A 16349-nucleotide genomic window follows, 5' to 3' on the forward strand; every position below is an offset into this window, starting at 1 on the left:
GAGTGACCGATGAACATAAAAATGATTTTCAGCATAGCGTTGTGGGCAGTTCTCCTGCTCAGTGGAGAGCATATCTTGGCTCAGGAGCCTTTCGTCCATATCGTACCTGTGGGAAAAGGCTGGGCAAAAAACACGGTAAATACCGCCGTATTCCGTAAAAACTCCCTGGTCAGCAATGATAAGTACCAGTATATCGCCTATTATGACGATGATAGCTATGTCGTTCTCGGCAGACGCCTGTTGTCCGCAGTAGACTGGGAAATCCGTCGGACGCCCTACAAGGGGCATGCGCAAGATGCCCATAATATCATCAGCATCATAGTCGACGGAGCCGGATACCTGCACGTCTGCTGGGATCAGCACAACAGCAAGTTACGTTATGCACGCACAGTGAAACCGAATAGCCTGCTCCTGGGGCCCGAACGCACAATGACCGGTGACAAAGAAACATCGGTGACTTATCCCGAATTCCTAAAGCTTCCCAATGGACAGTTGCTCTTCTTATACCGTGATGGTGGATCCGGCAATGGCAACCTTGTCATCAATAGGTATGATGACAAGCAAGACAAGTGGACACGCGTGCATAGCAACCTGATCAACGGTGAAGGCAAGCGCAATGCCTACTGGCAGAGCTGTGTGGACGACAACGGCACGATACACCTGTCTTGGGTCTGGCGGGAGAGTCCCGATGTGGCCAGCAATCACGATTTGGCGTATGCCTGCTCCAAAGATGGAGGGCTAACCTGGCAGAACAGCAGGGGAACAGTCTACAGCCTACCGATAAATGCTGCCACCGCTGAGTATGCCGCCCGTATCCCACAAGGACATGAACTCATCAACCAGACCTCCATGGCTGCGGACGAAGCAGGCAATCCCTATATAGCCACCTACTGGCGCGACCAACATAGCCTTATCCCACAGTATAGGATTATCTATCTACAGATGGGTGAATGGCATGTGCGTTCGTTTGACTTCAGAAAAACGCCTTTTAGCCTAAGCGGTCAGGGAACAAAAGAAATTCCCATTGCACGGCCACAGCTACTGGTCAGCGGAAAAGACGAGGAGGCCGCCGTGACCATGATCCTACGGGATGCCGAGCGTGGCTCACGTCCCAGTGTGCTGCATGTCAAAGGCCTGAGAGACGGTGTCCCACAGCTTTATGACCTTAGTCAGGAGTCGCTGGGGTCCTGGGAGCCTAGCCTGGACACCGAATTATGGCGGCGGGAACGCAGAATCGCGCTTTTTGTGCAATCTACGGTACAAAAAGACGGTGAAGGCTTATCCAGCGCTGCCCCTACAACCATCAAAGTGATCCAATGGAGTCCTGATAGCCGTGATTTTACATGCCATCCTAATGGATTATCTTTTGAACTAGTCCGCCCCGATTTTGAGCGAAGTCCGTACACGGGAATGACGCGGCAGCACTGGCTGGATGCGGCCTCCTACCTGTTGGAAGGTGCTTTTTCGGTGATCCACAACCTCGACAGTCCCATGCAATTTGCCAAACAGCCCGGACGGAGTTACCCCAGAGATGGTGTCCACACAGAAACCGAGAAACTCGAAGGCCTATGTCGGACACTCTTTGTCGCCCTGCCCCTGCTAAAGGAAGATCCCGATTATACCATCCGGGATATACGGGTAGCTGATTACTACCGGCATCAGCTGCAGCAGCTTATCGATTCGAGCTCTGACACTTACATCGCGCCGCTTCCGGAAAAAGGCGGGCCAAGCCAAAAACTTGTCGAATTTGGAGGCCTAGCGGTATCCCTTATGGCCGCGCCCGAAGTGTTATGGGATCCGCTGCCCCAGGCAGCAAAAGACAGGCTGGCCCATACCATGCTGAGCTACGGCAAAGGGCCTACCATTGAGATGAACTGGCGTTTTTTCAACATCATGATCCTGAGCTTTTTCAAGAGTCGCGGCTATACGGTACCCGAAACGTACCTGAAAAACTTGCTGGAAAAATGCCTTGCCGACTACAAAGGCGATGGATGGTACAACGACAGTCCCTATTACGACTACTACAGCATGTGGGCCTTTCAGCTCTACGGATCGCTATGGGCCAAATATTACGGACCCACGATGTATCCTGAACTGGCTGACCGATTTCGATCCAACTTACGCGACGTGGCCAACAGCTATCCTTACCTGTTCAGCCGAAACGGTGAAATGATCATGTGGGGACGCAGCATATCCTACCGTATGGGCGCCGCGGTGCCCTTTCCGCTACTGGGCGAACTGGAAGATCCAACCATCAATTACGGCTGGATGCGCAGGATTGCCTCGGGCAGCCTGCTCCAATTTCTACAGCATCCCGATTTCCTGAAGGACGGCGTACCCACTTTAGGTTTTTACGGTCCTTTTGATCCCGCCGTACAAGAGTACAGCTGCAGAGGAAGTGCCTATTGGCTGGGCAAGTTCTTCTTGGGCTTACTTATCCCGGACGACAGCAGCTTTTGGACAGCCCGGGAGAACCTGGGTCCTTGGGAGCAGGAAATTGCCCGCAACAAGGTATGGAATACCTATGTCAAAGACGCCGGACTGCTGATCACCGACTATGCTGCGATCGGCGCATCCGAAATTCGGGCCTGCAATTCGAGCCGGACAGTAGGTTACTATCAAGGTACGGAGAATTACAATAAGCTAGCCTATAACAGTGCCTTCCCCTGGCAGGCAGATGGCAAAGAGGGTCAGGTATCGATGAACTATGCCTTTTCTGTTGAAGGCGGAGCATGGGAAGCACTGCGTCTCTACCAATTTATCGGATACGATGACCAGATCTACAGCCGTGTGGGATCGCTGGCCGGGGACTCTACGGTACGGATAGAACTCCACGAAAAGACCTTGCCGCATGGCATCCTACGCTGTGACCGACTTTCGTCCACGCATGCTGTTTCCCTTCGGTTGGGACATTACGCCCTCCCCCAGCGGCAGGATCAGCCGGTCAAAATCTCCGAACGAAAGCGTAAGAACCTGACAGCCGTGATCATAGATAATGGCGAATACCAGCTGGCCATGGTGCCCCTGCTGGGCTGGCAGGGAGTGCAAGCGGTGAGCTGTGCGGGACTTCATCCTACTGCGGCCAAAAGCAAGCTGCTCAGCAGCCATGTGTCAGTGGGTCCGGCAGCCGATCAAAGGCTTGTCATCCTGCAGCTATGGAAAAAATCCGGCGAAGCCTGGAGCGACGACGAACTGTTCCCTACAGTCCGGCGGGCAGGCGGCCGTGTAGAAGTACGGTGGAAAGGCAAGGATAACGCGCTATTTGACACCAATTTCAACTGAATTGAACCCTAATTAAACACTCCATTCCTCTTTCCGGACGACCTTTGTAACAGGCTATACACACCGTATAGCCTGTAGAGTATATTTTTCCAATCAATTATAAAAATCTATTATGGCACATCATTACTACAGCAAGTATGCCAGAAAGGGCCTTCTGTTGAATAGCCTTTTTTTGATTGCCCTGTCCACTTATGGACAGGAATCCAGCTTGAGAGGTACGGTCCGGGACAACGCAGGCAAAGCGATTGCCGGCGTCACTGTCCGGGTGAAAGGCGGTTCCGAAACCGTGCAATCCAATGCACATGGAAACTTTTCGATCCAGGCACCCGCGGGGAGCACGCTGATCGTCACCTCTGTGGGCTATCAGGAAAAACAGGTACCTGTGGCACAGCAAAAGACGATAGATATTGTCCTTCTACCGGCAGAGAATGTCCTCGATGAACTGGTGGTGGTCGGTTACGGTAGTCAAAAACGGTCCGACATCACCGGGTCGGTAGCCTCGGTCCCCAAAGACAGACTATCCAAGATTCCAGTCAACAATGTCATGCAGGCCATCCAGGGGGCGGTGTCGAATGTGACGGTTTCACAGGCTTCTTCCATCCCTGGCGATGCCCCTACAGCCCAGGTACGCGGTCGCAATTCGATCAATGCCAACTCCGAGCCTTACATCGTGGTCGACGGTATTCCCCTATCCCGAACCGATGGCTCCATCAACGATATCAACCCCAATGATATCGAGTCCGTCGAGGTGTTGAAAGACCCTTCTGCTGTCGCGATTTATGGCGTGAACGGCTCCAACGGGGTTATCCTGATCACGACCAAGCGGGGCGTCACGGGCAAACCCGCGATCCGCTACAGCGGTTATGCCGGCGTGGAGAACGCCACTCATATTCCCGAACCGGTGTCAGCAGAGGAGTTACTCAAGCGTTATGCCGAGTATGCCCGTATCACCAACACCAGTTTGTTCAATGGCGGTCCCGTGCGCAATGAGTATGAATACGACAACTATAAAAACGGAGTGACCACAGACTGGCTGGACGCCGTGATGCAGACCGGAGTGGTGCACAATCACAACATCAGCCTATCCGGAGGGAGTGAAAACGCCAAATATTTCGTATCCGGAGATTACCTCGATCAGAAAGGCGTGGTACTGGGTTATAACTATAAGAGATACTCCTTCCGCACAAATACCGACTTTAAAGCCACAAAGTACCTGTCGGTGGGGACCTCCTCCTTTGTGGTGGCGCACAATAAAGACGGTGGACGCGCAAATCTACTCCAGGCCGCAGCGATGAGTCCCTATGCCCGGATGTACAATGCGGATGGTACATTAACCCAGTACCCCATGTATTCCGAACAGCTCTGGGCCAACCCCCTCTTGCCCACCACGCTGGATCCGCAGCGTAGGCAATTCAATATTTCATTGAATGGTTATGCGGAACTCAATTTTGGCGAACTCTTTAAGCCGTTGGCGGGACTAAAATATAAGCTGAATGCAGGCTATTCCTACATCCCCGTCCGTAATAATGAATATGAAGGCGAATCGGTCTATAACTTTGCCGGACTGGGCCGCATTACCAATCGGGAGACACAGTCTTATACAGTGGAGAATATCCTGACCTACAGCAAAGACATTGACAAGCACCACTTTGATTTTACGGGGCTCTATGCTGCAAAAAGCAAGTACTGGCAGGAAGCCATTGCTACCGGAGAGGTCTTTCCGAATGATGCCCTGGGATGGGGCAACCTGGGCGCGGCCAACACGCAGAAGGTGAGCTCCCGGGCCGACCTCTATCGGACGATCTCTCAGATGGGCCGGTTAAATTATGGCTACGACAGCCGTTATATGCTGACCTTCACGGTGCGTAGAGACGGTTCTTCCGTATTCGGGCGCAACAACAAATATGGGGTGTTTCCCTCCGCAGCGGTCGCCTGGAATATCCACAACGAATCGTTTATGCAGAACAGCAGGGACGTGGTTAGCAATCTGAAATGGCGTATTTCCTATGGTCTTTCCGGCAATGAAGCCATTAGCATCTACCAGACCCAGTTTTTGATGAACTCCTACCCCATGGCCATGAATGGCCTGTCCAATACCGCACTCCAGATCCGCACGCAGATGGGCAATGACAACCTGCAATGGGAAAAAACGAAGGGCCTAAATACGGGTATCGACTTTGGGCTGTTTAACAATCGTATTTCAGGCAGTGTGGATGTGTATAAATCGAGCACTTACGACATGTTGCTCCGACAGCTTCTGCCCAAACTGACCGGATTCGTGGATGTATTCTCCAATATGGGCAAGCTCGGAAACACCGGCATCGACCTGACACTGAACACCAAAAATATCGTAAAAAACAACTTCAATTGGTCCTCGACGCTGGTTTTCTCGCGCAATAAAAATAAGATCAAAGAAGTGTACGGCGATGGCAAGGAAGATCTAGGCAATCGCTGGTTTATTGGCCAGCCTGTAGGGGTCATCTATGACTACAGCAAAGTCGGTATCTGGCAGGAAGACGAGATTGCTTCGGGTGCCAATAAGGGTTGGGATGATGCCGCCCAGGCCGGGGACCTCAAACTGGCCGACCTGAACGGAGATGGAAAGATCAGCGATGCCGACCGCTCGGTACTGGGACAAACCGCGCCCAAATGGACTGCAGGTCTGACCAATACCTTCACGTACAAAGATTTTACGCTCAACATTTTCATTAATACCGTTCAGGGCGCACTGCGCAACAATCCGCAGATCGGCGGAGCCTCGGACGAGATGGGCCGCCGGAGCACACCGGCAGCGCTGGGATACTGGACGCCCGAGAACAAAAGCAACGAATGGCGCTCATTGGGCAACCACTCCAACGTCCACGGCTATGGTTTTCCTTCCAGTGCGAGCTTTACCCGTCTGAAGGATGTGACGCTAAGCTATACCATGCCGCAGCAAGTGGCCAGTAAGCTGGGCGTGGGTGGACTGACCGTATATGCCAGCGGCCGCAACCTCTACACCTGGACCAATTGGCTGGGCTGGGATCCTGAAGCACGAGATATCACGCGCGGCTCTGCCGATGACAATCTCAACTACCCTATGGTGCGGACGTATGTCCTGGGCGTTAACCTCAATTTTTAACGATTAAAGAAAAAGACGATGAAAAATTATACCGTAATCTATTCGCTGCTGGCGATGGCTATGCTGGGTGCCAGCTCCTGCGGCAAGGACTACCTGACCGAAAAACCCTATTCCAACTATGGCGCCAACGTGGTGGACCCGACGACAGTAGAAAATAGGCTGCTGGGTTTACATTATAACTTTGGACAGCTGTGGGGCATGAGCAGCAGACAAGGATTTCTTTCCTGCTGGCAGATCGGCACGGACATCGCCAGCGCCGGCTCTACTGAAGGGGTAGAAAATCCCTTTTACCAATATGCGGATTTAAATTCGGAGAACGGTGGCGTGAATTACCTATGGGAGCGCTGCTATGTATTTATCAACAATGCCAACCTGATCATTGACGGCGTCGGCGACAACAATCCACAGGCCAGTGCCGAAGCACGCTTTTTCAGGGCCTACGCGTACAATATGCTGGTGACCCTCTGGGGCGACGTGCCGCTACTGACCAGTTCGATCAAAGTACCCACTTTTAACTATACCCGTACGCCTGTAGCGGAGGTTGATAAATTGATTGAAACGGACCTCAGCTACGCCATTAAGGAACTTCCCGACCTGGGCAAAGCTGCGGCTCCGAGCCGCATCAATAAAGATATGGCCCGACAGCTGGCGGCAGAAGCTTATTTGCGCATGGGCATGCGGGATGCGGCTTATTTTGCCCAGGCGGAGGCTATGGCGACAGCCATCATTGACGGCGGCAATTATAAACTGGTAGATGCCCGTTACGGCAAATATCTTGCCGAAGGCGGCGACTATTACCGCGATATGTTTCGCCAGGGCAATATGCGGCGCAGCCAGGGCAATACCGAAGCCATCTGGACATTTGAAGTCGAATACAACCGGTCGATCAATGGCGGTACGATAGACAACCCGCAGCACCGCCGCGTGTGGCAGCCGGCCTATCACAAATGGGACGGGATGGTCAATGCCGATTCACTTGGAGGGCGGGGCAACGGCCGGCTGCGGCTGAGCAACTTTATGAAGTATACTGTATGGAAAGGACTGAACGGCGACATCCGAAACAGCAATTACAATATACGGCGGACCACCAACTACAATAGGCCGGGCTTTAGTAAGACTATCGGTATTGATGCCGAAGGCTATCGTGTGGCCGAAGGTGCGGGCGTCAAAAACATCACGATCAAAACTGGAGACCAGGTAATCCCCTTCCGTACCGACAGCCTTGAGGTCTGGTATCCATTTCCGACGAAATGGGGCGGATACGATCCGATTGATGACTTTGGCTATGCACTCGTCAAAGACTGGCCTGTGATGCGCTTTGGCGAAACCTATCTGCTACGCGCCGAAGCACGATTACGCAGAGGGAACACCGCCGGAGCAGCAGAAGATATCAACAAACTGCGCGACCGCTCCTTCAAATCTGTACGGGCCGCATCCGGAAATGCCAGCCTGGGCCGTGTTGCGACAGGCGACCTCTCCATCGACTTTATTCTGGATGAGCGCGCCCGCGAACTCATTGCCGAAGAAAACCGGCGCATGACGCTGGTGCGTATGAACAAGCTAAAAGAGCGCATCTCCCGCAATGGCGACCAAGCTCCACCCAATAAGATTATTACCGGTTTCCAGGATTACAATGCCTTGCTGCCTATTCCATTAACGGAAATCCAGCTCAACAATAAAGATGGAGATCCTCTGAAACAAAATCCCGGCTACAAATAATAGCGTGGCCCTGAATTTAGCAGGCAGTGCCAAAAGAAAGAGCCATCCGACAGCGGATGGCTCTAACCTCGTGGATATATTTTCCGATTAGCGTTCACAGTCGGCAGTCCACGCTTTGCCGTCCTTTGTATAACCAATGGTCAATTTACCCGCGTCGATACGGATAATTCCGGTACCTGCAGTACCAATATTGACCAAGACATTGCCTTTCTGTTCAAAATCAACCCCATTTAGATTGGGAATTCCATTGCTGAAGGCAAAATTATACGTATCGCCCACCTTTGTGACGGTCACCGAGCCTTGCGCAGAAGCCACGTCATTCTCGTTGTTATCCAGGTCATCAAATCCGATCGTACCTTCATATTTTCCAATAAAGAGATCATTGTCCGAAGGGTCGTCATCTTTGCTGCACGATGCAAATCCGATCACTACGGTTAAGATTAGGGTACTTAAGCCCAAAAACTGAATCCATTTTCTCATAAGTCGATGTGTTAATGTGAATATTTACTTATTTATGAGTGAAAATTCAAAGTTTGTGCCATCCCTTCCGTCGCATCGGATGATCCGTATCAAACTTTTGAGAACGGGTATAAATACGATCTGCTATCGTTTTTTCCTGCGGCCGACTACTTCTTACTGCCTATCATTATTTTTTCCTCCACGGACCGCCAGTCGTAAATGTGGAATGTACGGTCTGTGCTCATCGCCACAAAGATACCTTTCGGGAATTGAGGGCCTAAGCTCACCTGTGTCGCATCCGCGCCGTCTGTTTCCATCGCGCTCACCGGAATCTCCGCAAGCAACTCGTAACGGTGAGGATCACCTGCGCTTCCTTCGCGTGGGTACACCATAAAACGCTGTGAGCCTTGATTGGAAACCAGTATGTAGCCAGTTTTGTCGCCGGTTTTATAGATCGCAATCCCTTCGTGATCTACCGAGAAGCCCGTCTGGGCAAACAGCGACAGTTCGCTGTTATCTTTCGCATCCGGATCTGCCAGATATTTGCGCACACCAGTCTGCTCATCCGAGTAGTATACATATCCCAGCTCATTGTCCACTGCAATAGCTTCAATTTCTTTTTTGCCGCTATACCGGCCAAATTTGCGTACCACGGTTCCTGTGACCGCTCCATTGCCGGGTTTCAGCTCGTATTGCCATAAATAATTATCCTGCGGTCCCGTTTTACGTCCTACAATTGCAAAAATACGCTGGTCGGAAGGGCGCGTATACAATGCGATACCCATGGGATCTCTGTCCTGCTCACCCACAAACACCTCTATTCCGCCATTATCAATCGGCTGCAGATCGGGCAGCGAGAAAATACGGATCTTATTCGCATTTCGCTCTGTTGTGACGGCGATATCAACCTTTTTGCCGTTCAGCTCAAAGCCATAGGCAATGTCCACATTGTTGGGGCGCTGGATGCCACCAACACGCTTCACGATCTTGCCAGTTAAGTCGAAGGCATACAGGGCCCCATCCTTATCTTTATCGGTGCCGATGATCAGGCTCTTGCCCGCATCAGCTGGATTGATCCATATCGCCGGATCATCAGAATCGTGCTTGACGTGCTCCGTAATCACTGTAGCCTGTAGAGTGTCTGTGCGGGCTACGTTCGGATCCGCATATGCATCTGGGCTAGTCGCACAAAGGCCTATTGCACACGATGCCAAAAATAATGTTTTTAACTTATTCATATCTTTTGCTTTAGTAAGGGCCAAATTGTGATTTTCTGTCGGATTACACCCCAAATCTAGCGTTACAAATAGTGTACAGCGCCTTATTTGAGCGCAACAAAAAAGCAACATGCCCCCTTAAATAGATTGTATAAAGGCAGTTAGACTACTCCCTTGTTCTAATTTCAGTTTTTTTCGGAGGCGGTATCGTGCTACACGGAGGCTATCGCTTGATACGCCCAGCAGCGCAGCAATGTCTTTGCTGTTCATATTGAGTTTGATCAGCGAGATGAATTTGATTTCCGTAGCCGATAGCCCGGGATTGATCTCCTGCAGTTTATCAAAAAATTCCTGGTTGATTTCTTCGAAAATCCGTCTGAAGTCTTCCCAATAGTTATCCTGATGAAAGTTCAGATTGATTTTATTCAGCAGGGCACGCAGCTCCTTCTTGTAGCTGCGGCCATCGCTTTTGATCATCTCTTTCAATGTGGCACTAATGTCTTCCAGTAATTGATTTTTTTGGATGGACTGCAGAGTATGTACCGTGATTTCACGCGCTTTATTGTGCAAGCTTTCCTTCAGCTGCTCTTCCTGCATCTTTTTATTGTTCAGGTCGATTTCCAACAGCTCCTGCTGTGTCTTCAGCAACGCCTCCTCCCGACGGCTGATCTCGATCTCGCGCCGCATCCTGTATCGTTGGTTACGAATGACAACAGCAGCCACGAGGATAAAAAATACGACCACGATACCCGAGACAATATAGATCGCCCTGGAGATCCTTTTCTGTTGCTCCATTTCGGCGAGCTGCATTTCCTTTCGGTCGAGACCATAAATGACCTTCAATAACGCTTCCTGTTTTTTGCTTTCCTCGGAATAAGACTTTAAGAAATATTCCCGGCTCAGTTCGAGGTAATGGAAGGTACTGTCGCTCTTTTTCAGAAAGTGATACGTCTTACCCAGGTCTCGATACGCGCTGCTCAGCCGGCTGTACGCGTTGGTGCTTCTGGCCAGCGCTTCAGCTTTCCGCGTATAATGCAGCGCCTGTGCATAATCGCCTTTTTTGCGGTACACATCCCCCATGTTGTTGTACACATCAATACGTATCTCGGTATTGCTACCCTGTTCAAACCAGTCCAGTGCCCGCGCAAAATGGAAATGAGCCTGGTCAAACTGCTGCTTATCTTCATAGATGCTGCCCAGGTTGTCGTGGACCAGCGCTATCCCTTCGCTATCGCCGATGCGTTCAAAGAGGGCCATGGCTTTTTCCTGATAGAAAAAAGCGCTGTCATAGTTTGCCATTTTCTCGTAAAGATGCCCGATATTGGCATAGGTACGCGCTATAGCCTTTTGATCGCCGAGCCGCTGAAAAGTGTACAGCGCTTTGAAATAAGCCGTGCGGGCGTCATTTTGCTGTTTGGTAATCAGAAAAAGCAGAGCCAGATCATTGAGGTTGTCTGCCATCTGCTGCTCATTTCTGTCCGAACGGAAGATCTCATCCGCTTTCATATGATAATCGAGGGACTGCGTGAACAGTCCCATCTGATAGCAGATCTGGCCCATACGCTGTAGCGCACGTGCCTCCTTGAGCAGGTCGCCATCAGCCCGGGCCTGCTGTAGGATTTCATTCTGTGCAACAAATGCCGCATCGGAAGGATGCGATTGGGATGCAATAGCAGCAGTATTTTGTGGCCGGACTGCGCCCAGCACACAAAATATAATAATCAAGGTTCCGATACACTTTTTTATCATGCTGCTAGTATACGAATTTTAAAAGTCAAACTTCACCCCGAAGTTGTACCGTGGACGGTAATACTCCATCTGTCTGCTCTGGGCTGCCACCCCCTGATAGTACCGCAGCGGCTGGTTCGTCAGATTGGTTGCTTCGGCAAAGAAACGGGCGACTTTAGAAACTTTATAAGAAGCATTGGCATCCAAGAAAAACTGCTTGTCATAGAAGACATCTCCAAAAGCATCCCCCCCCAGTTCGTCGATGTAAGCGGCCGTATAATTCGCCGACAGACGTGCTGCAAAGCGTTTGTTTTCCCAGGACAGTGAGGCATTCAGCATATGCGGAGCTGTCCCCGGCAAGCTTACATGCTGCCTTGGTTCACCGTCGCTGTTGGTAATGCCCTTGGCTCTGGACTTCGTGAAGGTATAGTTGGCATAGATACCAAAGCCCCGCAGGAATTTGCCAGGCAAGAAGTCCAGCTGTCGTTGTACCGCCACCTCGAAACCATATACATTGACACTTTCGCCATTGCGGTTTTGCGTGAATGCCCACTGCTCCCCATCCGGAATCGGATTGGTCAGATCAGGAAAATCACTGGCAAACTTAGACTGTGTATACGCGCGGTCCGCATAGGTATAAATAAAGTTTTTCAGATGTTTATAGAACAGTCCGCCCGAAAGAATTCCCACCGATTTGAAGTACTGCTCAGCCATTAGGTCAAGATTGTAGGCATTGGTGGCATCCAGGTCCGGATTGCCAGCAGCAATGGCCTCATCACCGGCCACGATACCCACAAAAGGCGTCAGTGCATAATAGTTTGGTCTCGCCAGCGCTGTCGTGAAAGCACCCCGGAGTACCAGATCATCATTCGCCTGATATTTAAGGGCCAGGCTTGGCAACAGGTCAGTGTAGCTATTCTCCGAACTGCGCGTCCCGGCCAGATCTTCTTCGTTTTCGATGATATTACCCGTGTAGTCAATTTTGGTATGTTCAAGACGTAAGCCTGCAATCAACGATAATTTGGCTGTAATATCCTGATCCCAACGCAGGTAACCGGCATAGATCTTTTCCTTAGCCGTATAATTGAGGGCCAAAAACTCGGATGGATTCTCTTCCCCTGTAAAGACATTTTGGTCAGTCAGATTCAGGCTCGCCAAATAAGCTCTGCTCGCAAACAGCCCCGGTACATATTGCTCACCCGGCTGGAAATTCTTACCATCAAAAAAAACATGCGGGATAGATCCTAAGTTCGGAATCAAATCCTCATTGACTGGGCTATACTCGATGAAATTATTGTTTCTATCCTTGTTTTTGAGTCTCAGGCGCCCACCAAAGCGTAGGCGGCCTTTCTGACCTTTCACCAGGGAAAAGGGTAGCCTAAAGTTAATTTTTGCGCCCAGTTCATCCTCTTCAGTGAGGTCGGTATTTTCCGATATCGTGTTCAGGCCAACGCCGTTGGCATCAAAATTTACGGGGTTAAACAGCGGAAATTCATCTGTCCCTGTAAAGTTAAGGGTATTATTCTTCTGGCGGAACAAGATGTAACGTTCGTTGGGGCGGTATTCCCTTGCTTTGGAATAGCTCAGCGTCCAGTCCATATCCAGGTCTGCCGAAAGCAAGTGCTCACCGCGCAACGAGTAGTTCTGTACCCGCTGATCCTCGAGTCGCGCCATTTTATTACGATCGTTGTCTATTCCCCCTTTGGCCTGGATACCGATCCGGCCCTTATATCCTGTGATCCCGTTGTCACCATTATATTGTGGCTCGATATCATCGATACGCATGCGGTACCGGTTCTCGCGGTCGTCCCGCCAGTTGTACATGGCATTGGCATAGAGGCTGTGGTTTGGGCTCAATTTAAAATCAAAGGCAGCTGCCACACTGCGGCGGATACGCTGTACATCGTATTTCCGGATGTCCATCTCCTCGACAAATGTATTGCCGAAATCATCCTTCGCCCATACCGCTTCGACATTGTCCGATCCGTACACGTTATTATTGTAGGAGCCGCTCAGCACCATACCAATGGCCTTTTTGGCAAAGCGGTTGCCATACACGAATGCACCGGTGTACAGCGCTTTGTCGCGGATCGGATTATAACCAGAAGACAAGGTAGCCGAGATGCGCTCCCCATTGGGTGAGGCACGGGTGATCAGGTTGACCGAGCCGCCTATGGCATCGGCATCCATATCCGAGGTCAGCGTTTTATTGACTTCGATACTCGAGATCATGTCCGAAGGAATCAGGTCCATCTGTACCCGCCTGTTATCCCCTTCGGCAGAAGGTATACGGTCACCATTTAATGTCACTGAATTCAGTTCGGGAGCCAGTCCCCTGATGATGATGTTGCGCGCTTCACCCTGGTCATTCTGCATCGTGATCCCTGGGACACGTCGCAGTGCCTCACCAATATTGGCATCAGGAAAACGACCCACCTGGTCGGACGAGATGATATTGGTGATATTGGATTTGTTTTTCTGTTGGTTGAGTGCCCGCGCCTGCCCCCGTGCGCGGTCACTGAGCACCTCTACCTGGTCCATCCGTATAGCGGCATCTTCCAGGACCAAGTTGACGGTTGAATTGCCGCCCTTGGTCACAGTCACTTCTTTACGTTGCGGCTTATAGCCCATATATACAACTTCAACGATATAGGTACCTTCAGGCACTTTCAGAAACTCAAAATCCCCTGTCTGGTCAGAGACCGTATAACGGTTGCCCACATTGAGCCGCACTGAAGCTCCCGGAAGAGAAGCCTTTGTCATGTTCTCGATCACTTTACCGGAAATAACGCCCGTACCCTGCTGCGCATGGCACCATATGACCGTTAAAAAGATCAGTAATGAGGTAAAAAGTATTTTCATCTTTGCTTAATTATTTTGATTTTGGTTTTCATTGTCGACTGCTGCGAAGTTGAAAATTATTCGGGTCAGCAAGGTCCAACGGAGCGTTACAAAAAGGAACCACGCATAGACAAGCCGTTATCAAAACATAAACAGCGGTTTGAAACACCATTACAAATACCTAAAAATCAAAACTTTCCAAAGATTGAAAATATCCATTAAGAAATTGTTTCGTTAACAATAACAAAAGATTAGGGATGCCTTGGCAAAGGCTCATATCCCTTCAATACATCATCCAGCATCCGGTTCAGGGAGTATGTTCCCCCACCTGACAGGTACCAGACGTTCGGATCTACATGAATAATACGGTTGTTCTTAAATGCATTGGTTTTTTGAATCAATGCATTTTCTATTTCCTTTTTATCGGTCTTCTCTCCCAGCATGATCTCATTCCTGTCGATGATATACAGTATATCAGGATTGACACGGCTGATATACTCACTCGATACCACCGTTCCATGTACCCCTGCCTGCTTATTTTCATCCGCCGGTACAGCTTTCAGGTCGGTATACAGAAACCCATACCTGGAGTTGTTGCCAAACGTACTGAAAGCGCCCGCATTGTACATCAATACCATGCTTTTCTTCGGGCTGGCGCTTATGGTTTTTACTGCTGTTTCGATTTTACGTTGTATTTCAGCTACCTTCTGGTCCGTCTTATCCCGAACGCCGAAGATGTCACCAATGGTATTCAGGTTGTCGATAACAGATTGCATATAATTTTCGTTTTTGACGCCAAGATAAATGGTCGGAGCAATTTTTGACAGTTGTTCATATTCTCTGGACGTTACTGCCGAAATAACCACCAAGTCCGGCTTAATCTGATTCACCCGCTCCAGATTAGGCTGGATGATCGAGCCGGCATCCTGTACATTCGGATCTTTTCTATATTTTTCAAGATGCTTTGCCATGTAATCCTTGGGAATACCCGCCACCGGGATGTGTAGTTCATCCAGCGTTTCCAATGTGCCCACATCAAATACCACGACTCTCCGGGGCTGTACAGGCACTTGGGTCGTACCCAATTCGTGCAACACGGAGACAGTCTCCCCCGCGGCTGTCCGAACTGGATTGTCACAGGCCGTGAAAGTCAATATACTGGCCGCAAATAGTATGTTAAAAAGGTTTTTATTCATATGCGATGATTTAGAAAATTATGTTATATCTTATAATAATTACATAGTACTGTCGTGTCATTCCGCATAATGCGGAAGTCAATACCATATAGCTTCCGGAGCATTTCTTCGTTTACCATATGCGCTGTCTCGCCGCAGAAGACGACCTCTCCCCCTTGGAGACCGATGATATAGTCCGAATAGTTCGCCGCGAAATTAATATCGTGGATCACCGCGATGACCGTCCTGCCAAAATCCCTGACCAGACGGCCGACCGTCTGCATGATATCAACAGCATGTTTCATATCGAGATTATTGAGTGGTTCATCCAGCAAAATATATTCGGTATCCTGCGCGATGATCATTGCCAAAAATGCGAGCTGTCGCTGTCCGCCGCTTATTTCATCTATGTAGGCATCCCGGATAGCCGAAAGGTCCATCATGGCGATGGCTTCCTCTATTTTTTGATGATCTCCCTGATTCAATCGCCCCTGGCTATGCGGAAAGCGACCGAAACCGATGATTTCGGACACTTTTAGCTTGAGGTCAAATACATGATGCTGCTTGAGAAAGGACAGTTTTTTGGAGAGCATGTTCAAAGGATAACTGTTGAGCTCTATTCCGTCCAGGGTTATTGTTCCTTGTCCAGGCTTTTCCAGACGGGCGATGAGCGACAACAGCGTGCTTTTCCCAGCACCGTTGGGGCCAATCAGCGACACCACTTTTCCTTTCGGGATGGACAGGCTGATATTTTTCAGGACGGGATGCTGTCCATATTTTTTGCAAATTGATTGAATTTCTATCATA

Annotated in this window: 9 protein-coding genes; 3 read left to right on the forward strand and 6 right to left on the reverse strand. The window is 50.1% G+C overall.

Annotation, left to right across the window (positions count from 1 at the left end):
- The first annotated feature begins 9 nt into the window (after positions 1-9).
- The 3 genes from K7A41_RS06245 to K7A41_RS06255 all read left to right on the forward strand — a co-directional run bounded on the left by K7A41_RS06245 (position 10) and on the right by K7A41_RS06255 (position 8122).
- Positions 10-3282, forward strand: coding sequence for a BNR-4 repeat-containing protein (locus K7A41_RS06245; RefSeq protein WP_265713001.1), 3273 nt, complete (start codon positions 10-12; stop codon positions 3280-3282).
- A 112-nt stretch (positions 3283-3394) separates the two neighbouring features.
- Complete coding sequence (locus K7A41_RS06250; protein ID WP_265713002.1) at positions 3395-6403, forward strand: SusC/RagA family TonB-linked outer membrane protein; 3009 nt, start codon at positions 3395-3397, stop codon at positions 6401-6403.
- Positions 6404-6421: 18 nt separating this feature from the next.
- The gene (locus K7A41_RS06255; RefSeq protein ID WP_265713003.1) at positions 6422-8122 is read left to right on the forward strand and encodes a RagB/SusD family nutrient uptake outer membrane protein; all 1701 of its coding nucleotides are present in this window, start codon (positions 6422-6424) and stop codon (positions 8120-8122) included.
- 87 nt (positions 8123-8209) lie between these two features.
- On the opposite strand, the gene K7A41_RS06260 is transcribed toward K7A41_RS06255, so the two are convergent.
- The 6 genes from K7A41_RS06260 to K7A41_RS06285 all read right to left on the reverse strand — a co-directional run bounded on the left by K7A41_RS06260 (position 8210) and on the right by K7A41_RS06285 (position 16348).
- Positions 8210-8602 carry a hypothetical protein gene (locus K7A41_RS06260; RefSeq protein ID WP_265713004.1) on the reverse strand — a complete coding sequence of 131 codons (393 nt, stop codon included), beginning with the start codon at positions 8600-8602 and terminating at the stop codon, positions 8210-8212.
- Positions 8603-8748: 146 nt separating this feature from the next.
- On the reverse strand, positions 8749-9819 hold the full coding sequence (locus K7A41_RS06265) for a phytase (protein WP_265713005.1): 1071 nt from the start codon (positions 9817-9819) through the stop codon (positions 8749-8751).
- A gap of 117 nt (positions 9820-9936) precedes the next feature.
- Positions 9937-11547: a tetratricopeptide repeat protein gene (locus K7A41_RS06270; RefSeq protein ID WP_265713006.1), complete on the reverse strand. Its 1611-nt coding sequence runs from the start codon at positions 11545-11547 to the stop codon at positions 9937-9939.
- An 18-nt stretch (positions 11548-11565) separates the two neighbouring features.
- Positions 11566-14388 carry a TonB-dependent receptor gene (locus K7A41_RS06275; RefSeq protein WP_265713007.1) on the reverse strand — a complete coding sequence of 941 codons (2823 nt, stop codon included), beginning with the start codon at positions 14386-14388 and terminating at the stop codon, positions 11566-11568.
- A 230-nt stretch (positions 14389-14618) separates the two neighbouring features.
- Positions 14619-15563 carry a siderophore ABC transporter substrate-binding protein gene (locus tag K7A41_RS06280; RefSeq protein ID WP_265713008.1) on the reverse strand — a complete coding sequence of 315 codons (945 nt, stop codon included), beginning with the start codon at positions 15561-15563 and terminating at the stop codon, positions 14619-14621.
- A 23-nt stretch (positions 15564-15586) separates the two neighbouring features.
- Complete coding sequence (locus tag K7A41_RS06285; RefSeq protein WP_265713009.1) at positions 15587-16348, reverse strand: ABC transporter ATP-binding protein; 762 nt, start codon at positions 16346-16348, stop codon at positions 15587-15589.
- Position 16349: the final 1 nt, after the last annotated feature.

The organism is Sphingobacterium sp. InxBP1, assembly GCF_026191775.1.
GTDB classification, from domain to species: domain Bacteria; phylum Bacteroidota; class Bacteroidia; order Sphingobacteriales; family Sphingobacteriaceae; genus Sphingobacterium; species Sphingobacterium thalpophilum.

Coding starts and splice junctions, on each gene's coding strand:
- K7A41_RS06270 (WP_265713006.1), bottom strand. CDS start 11,547: ATGATAAAAAAGTGTATCGGAACCTTGATTATTATATTTTGTGTGCTG.
- K7A41_RS06265 (WP_265713005.1), bottom strand. CDS start 9,819: ATGAATAAGTTAAAAACATTATTTTTGGCATCGTGTGCAATAGGCCTT.
- K7A41_RS06245 (WP_265713001.1), top strand. CDS start 10: ATGAACATAAAAATGATTTTCAGCATAGCGTTGTGGGCAGTTCTCCTG.
- K7A41_RS06275 (WP_265713007.1), bottom strand. CDS start 14,388: ATGAAAATACTTTTTACCTCATTACTGATCTTTTTAACGGTCATATGG.
- K7A41_RS06255 (WP_265713003.1), top strand. CDS start 6,422: ATGAAAAATTATACCGTAATCTATTCGCTGCTGGCGATGGCTATGCTG.
- K7A41_RS06250 (WP_265713002.1), top strand. CDS start 3,395: ATGGCACATCATTACTACAGCAAGTATGCCAGAAAGGGCCTTCTGTTG.
- K7A41_RS06285 (WP_265713009.1), bottom strand. CDS start 16,348: ATGATAGAAATTCAATCAATTTGCAAAAAATATGGACAGCATCCCGTC.
- K7A41_RS06280 (WP_265713008.1), bottom strand. CDS start 15,563: ATGAATAAAAACCTTTTTAACATACTATTTGCGGCCAGTATATTGACT.
- K7A41_RS06260 (WP_265713004.1), bottom strand. CDS start 8,602: ATGAGAAAATGGATTCAGTTTTTGGGCTTAAGTACCCTAATCTTAACC.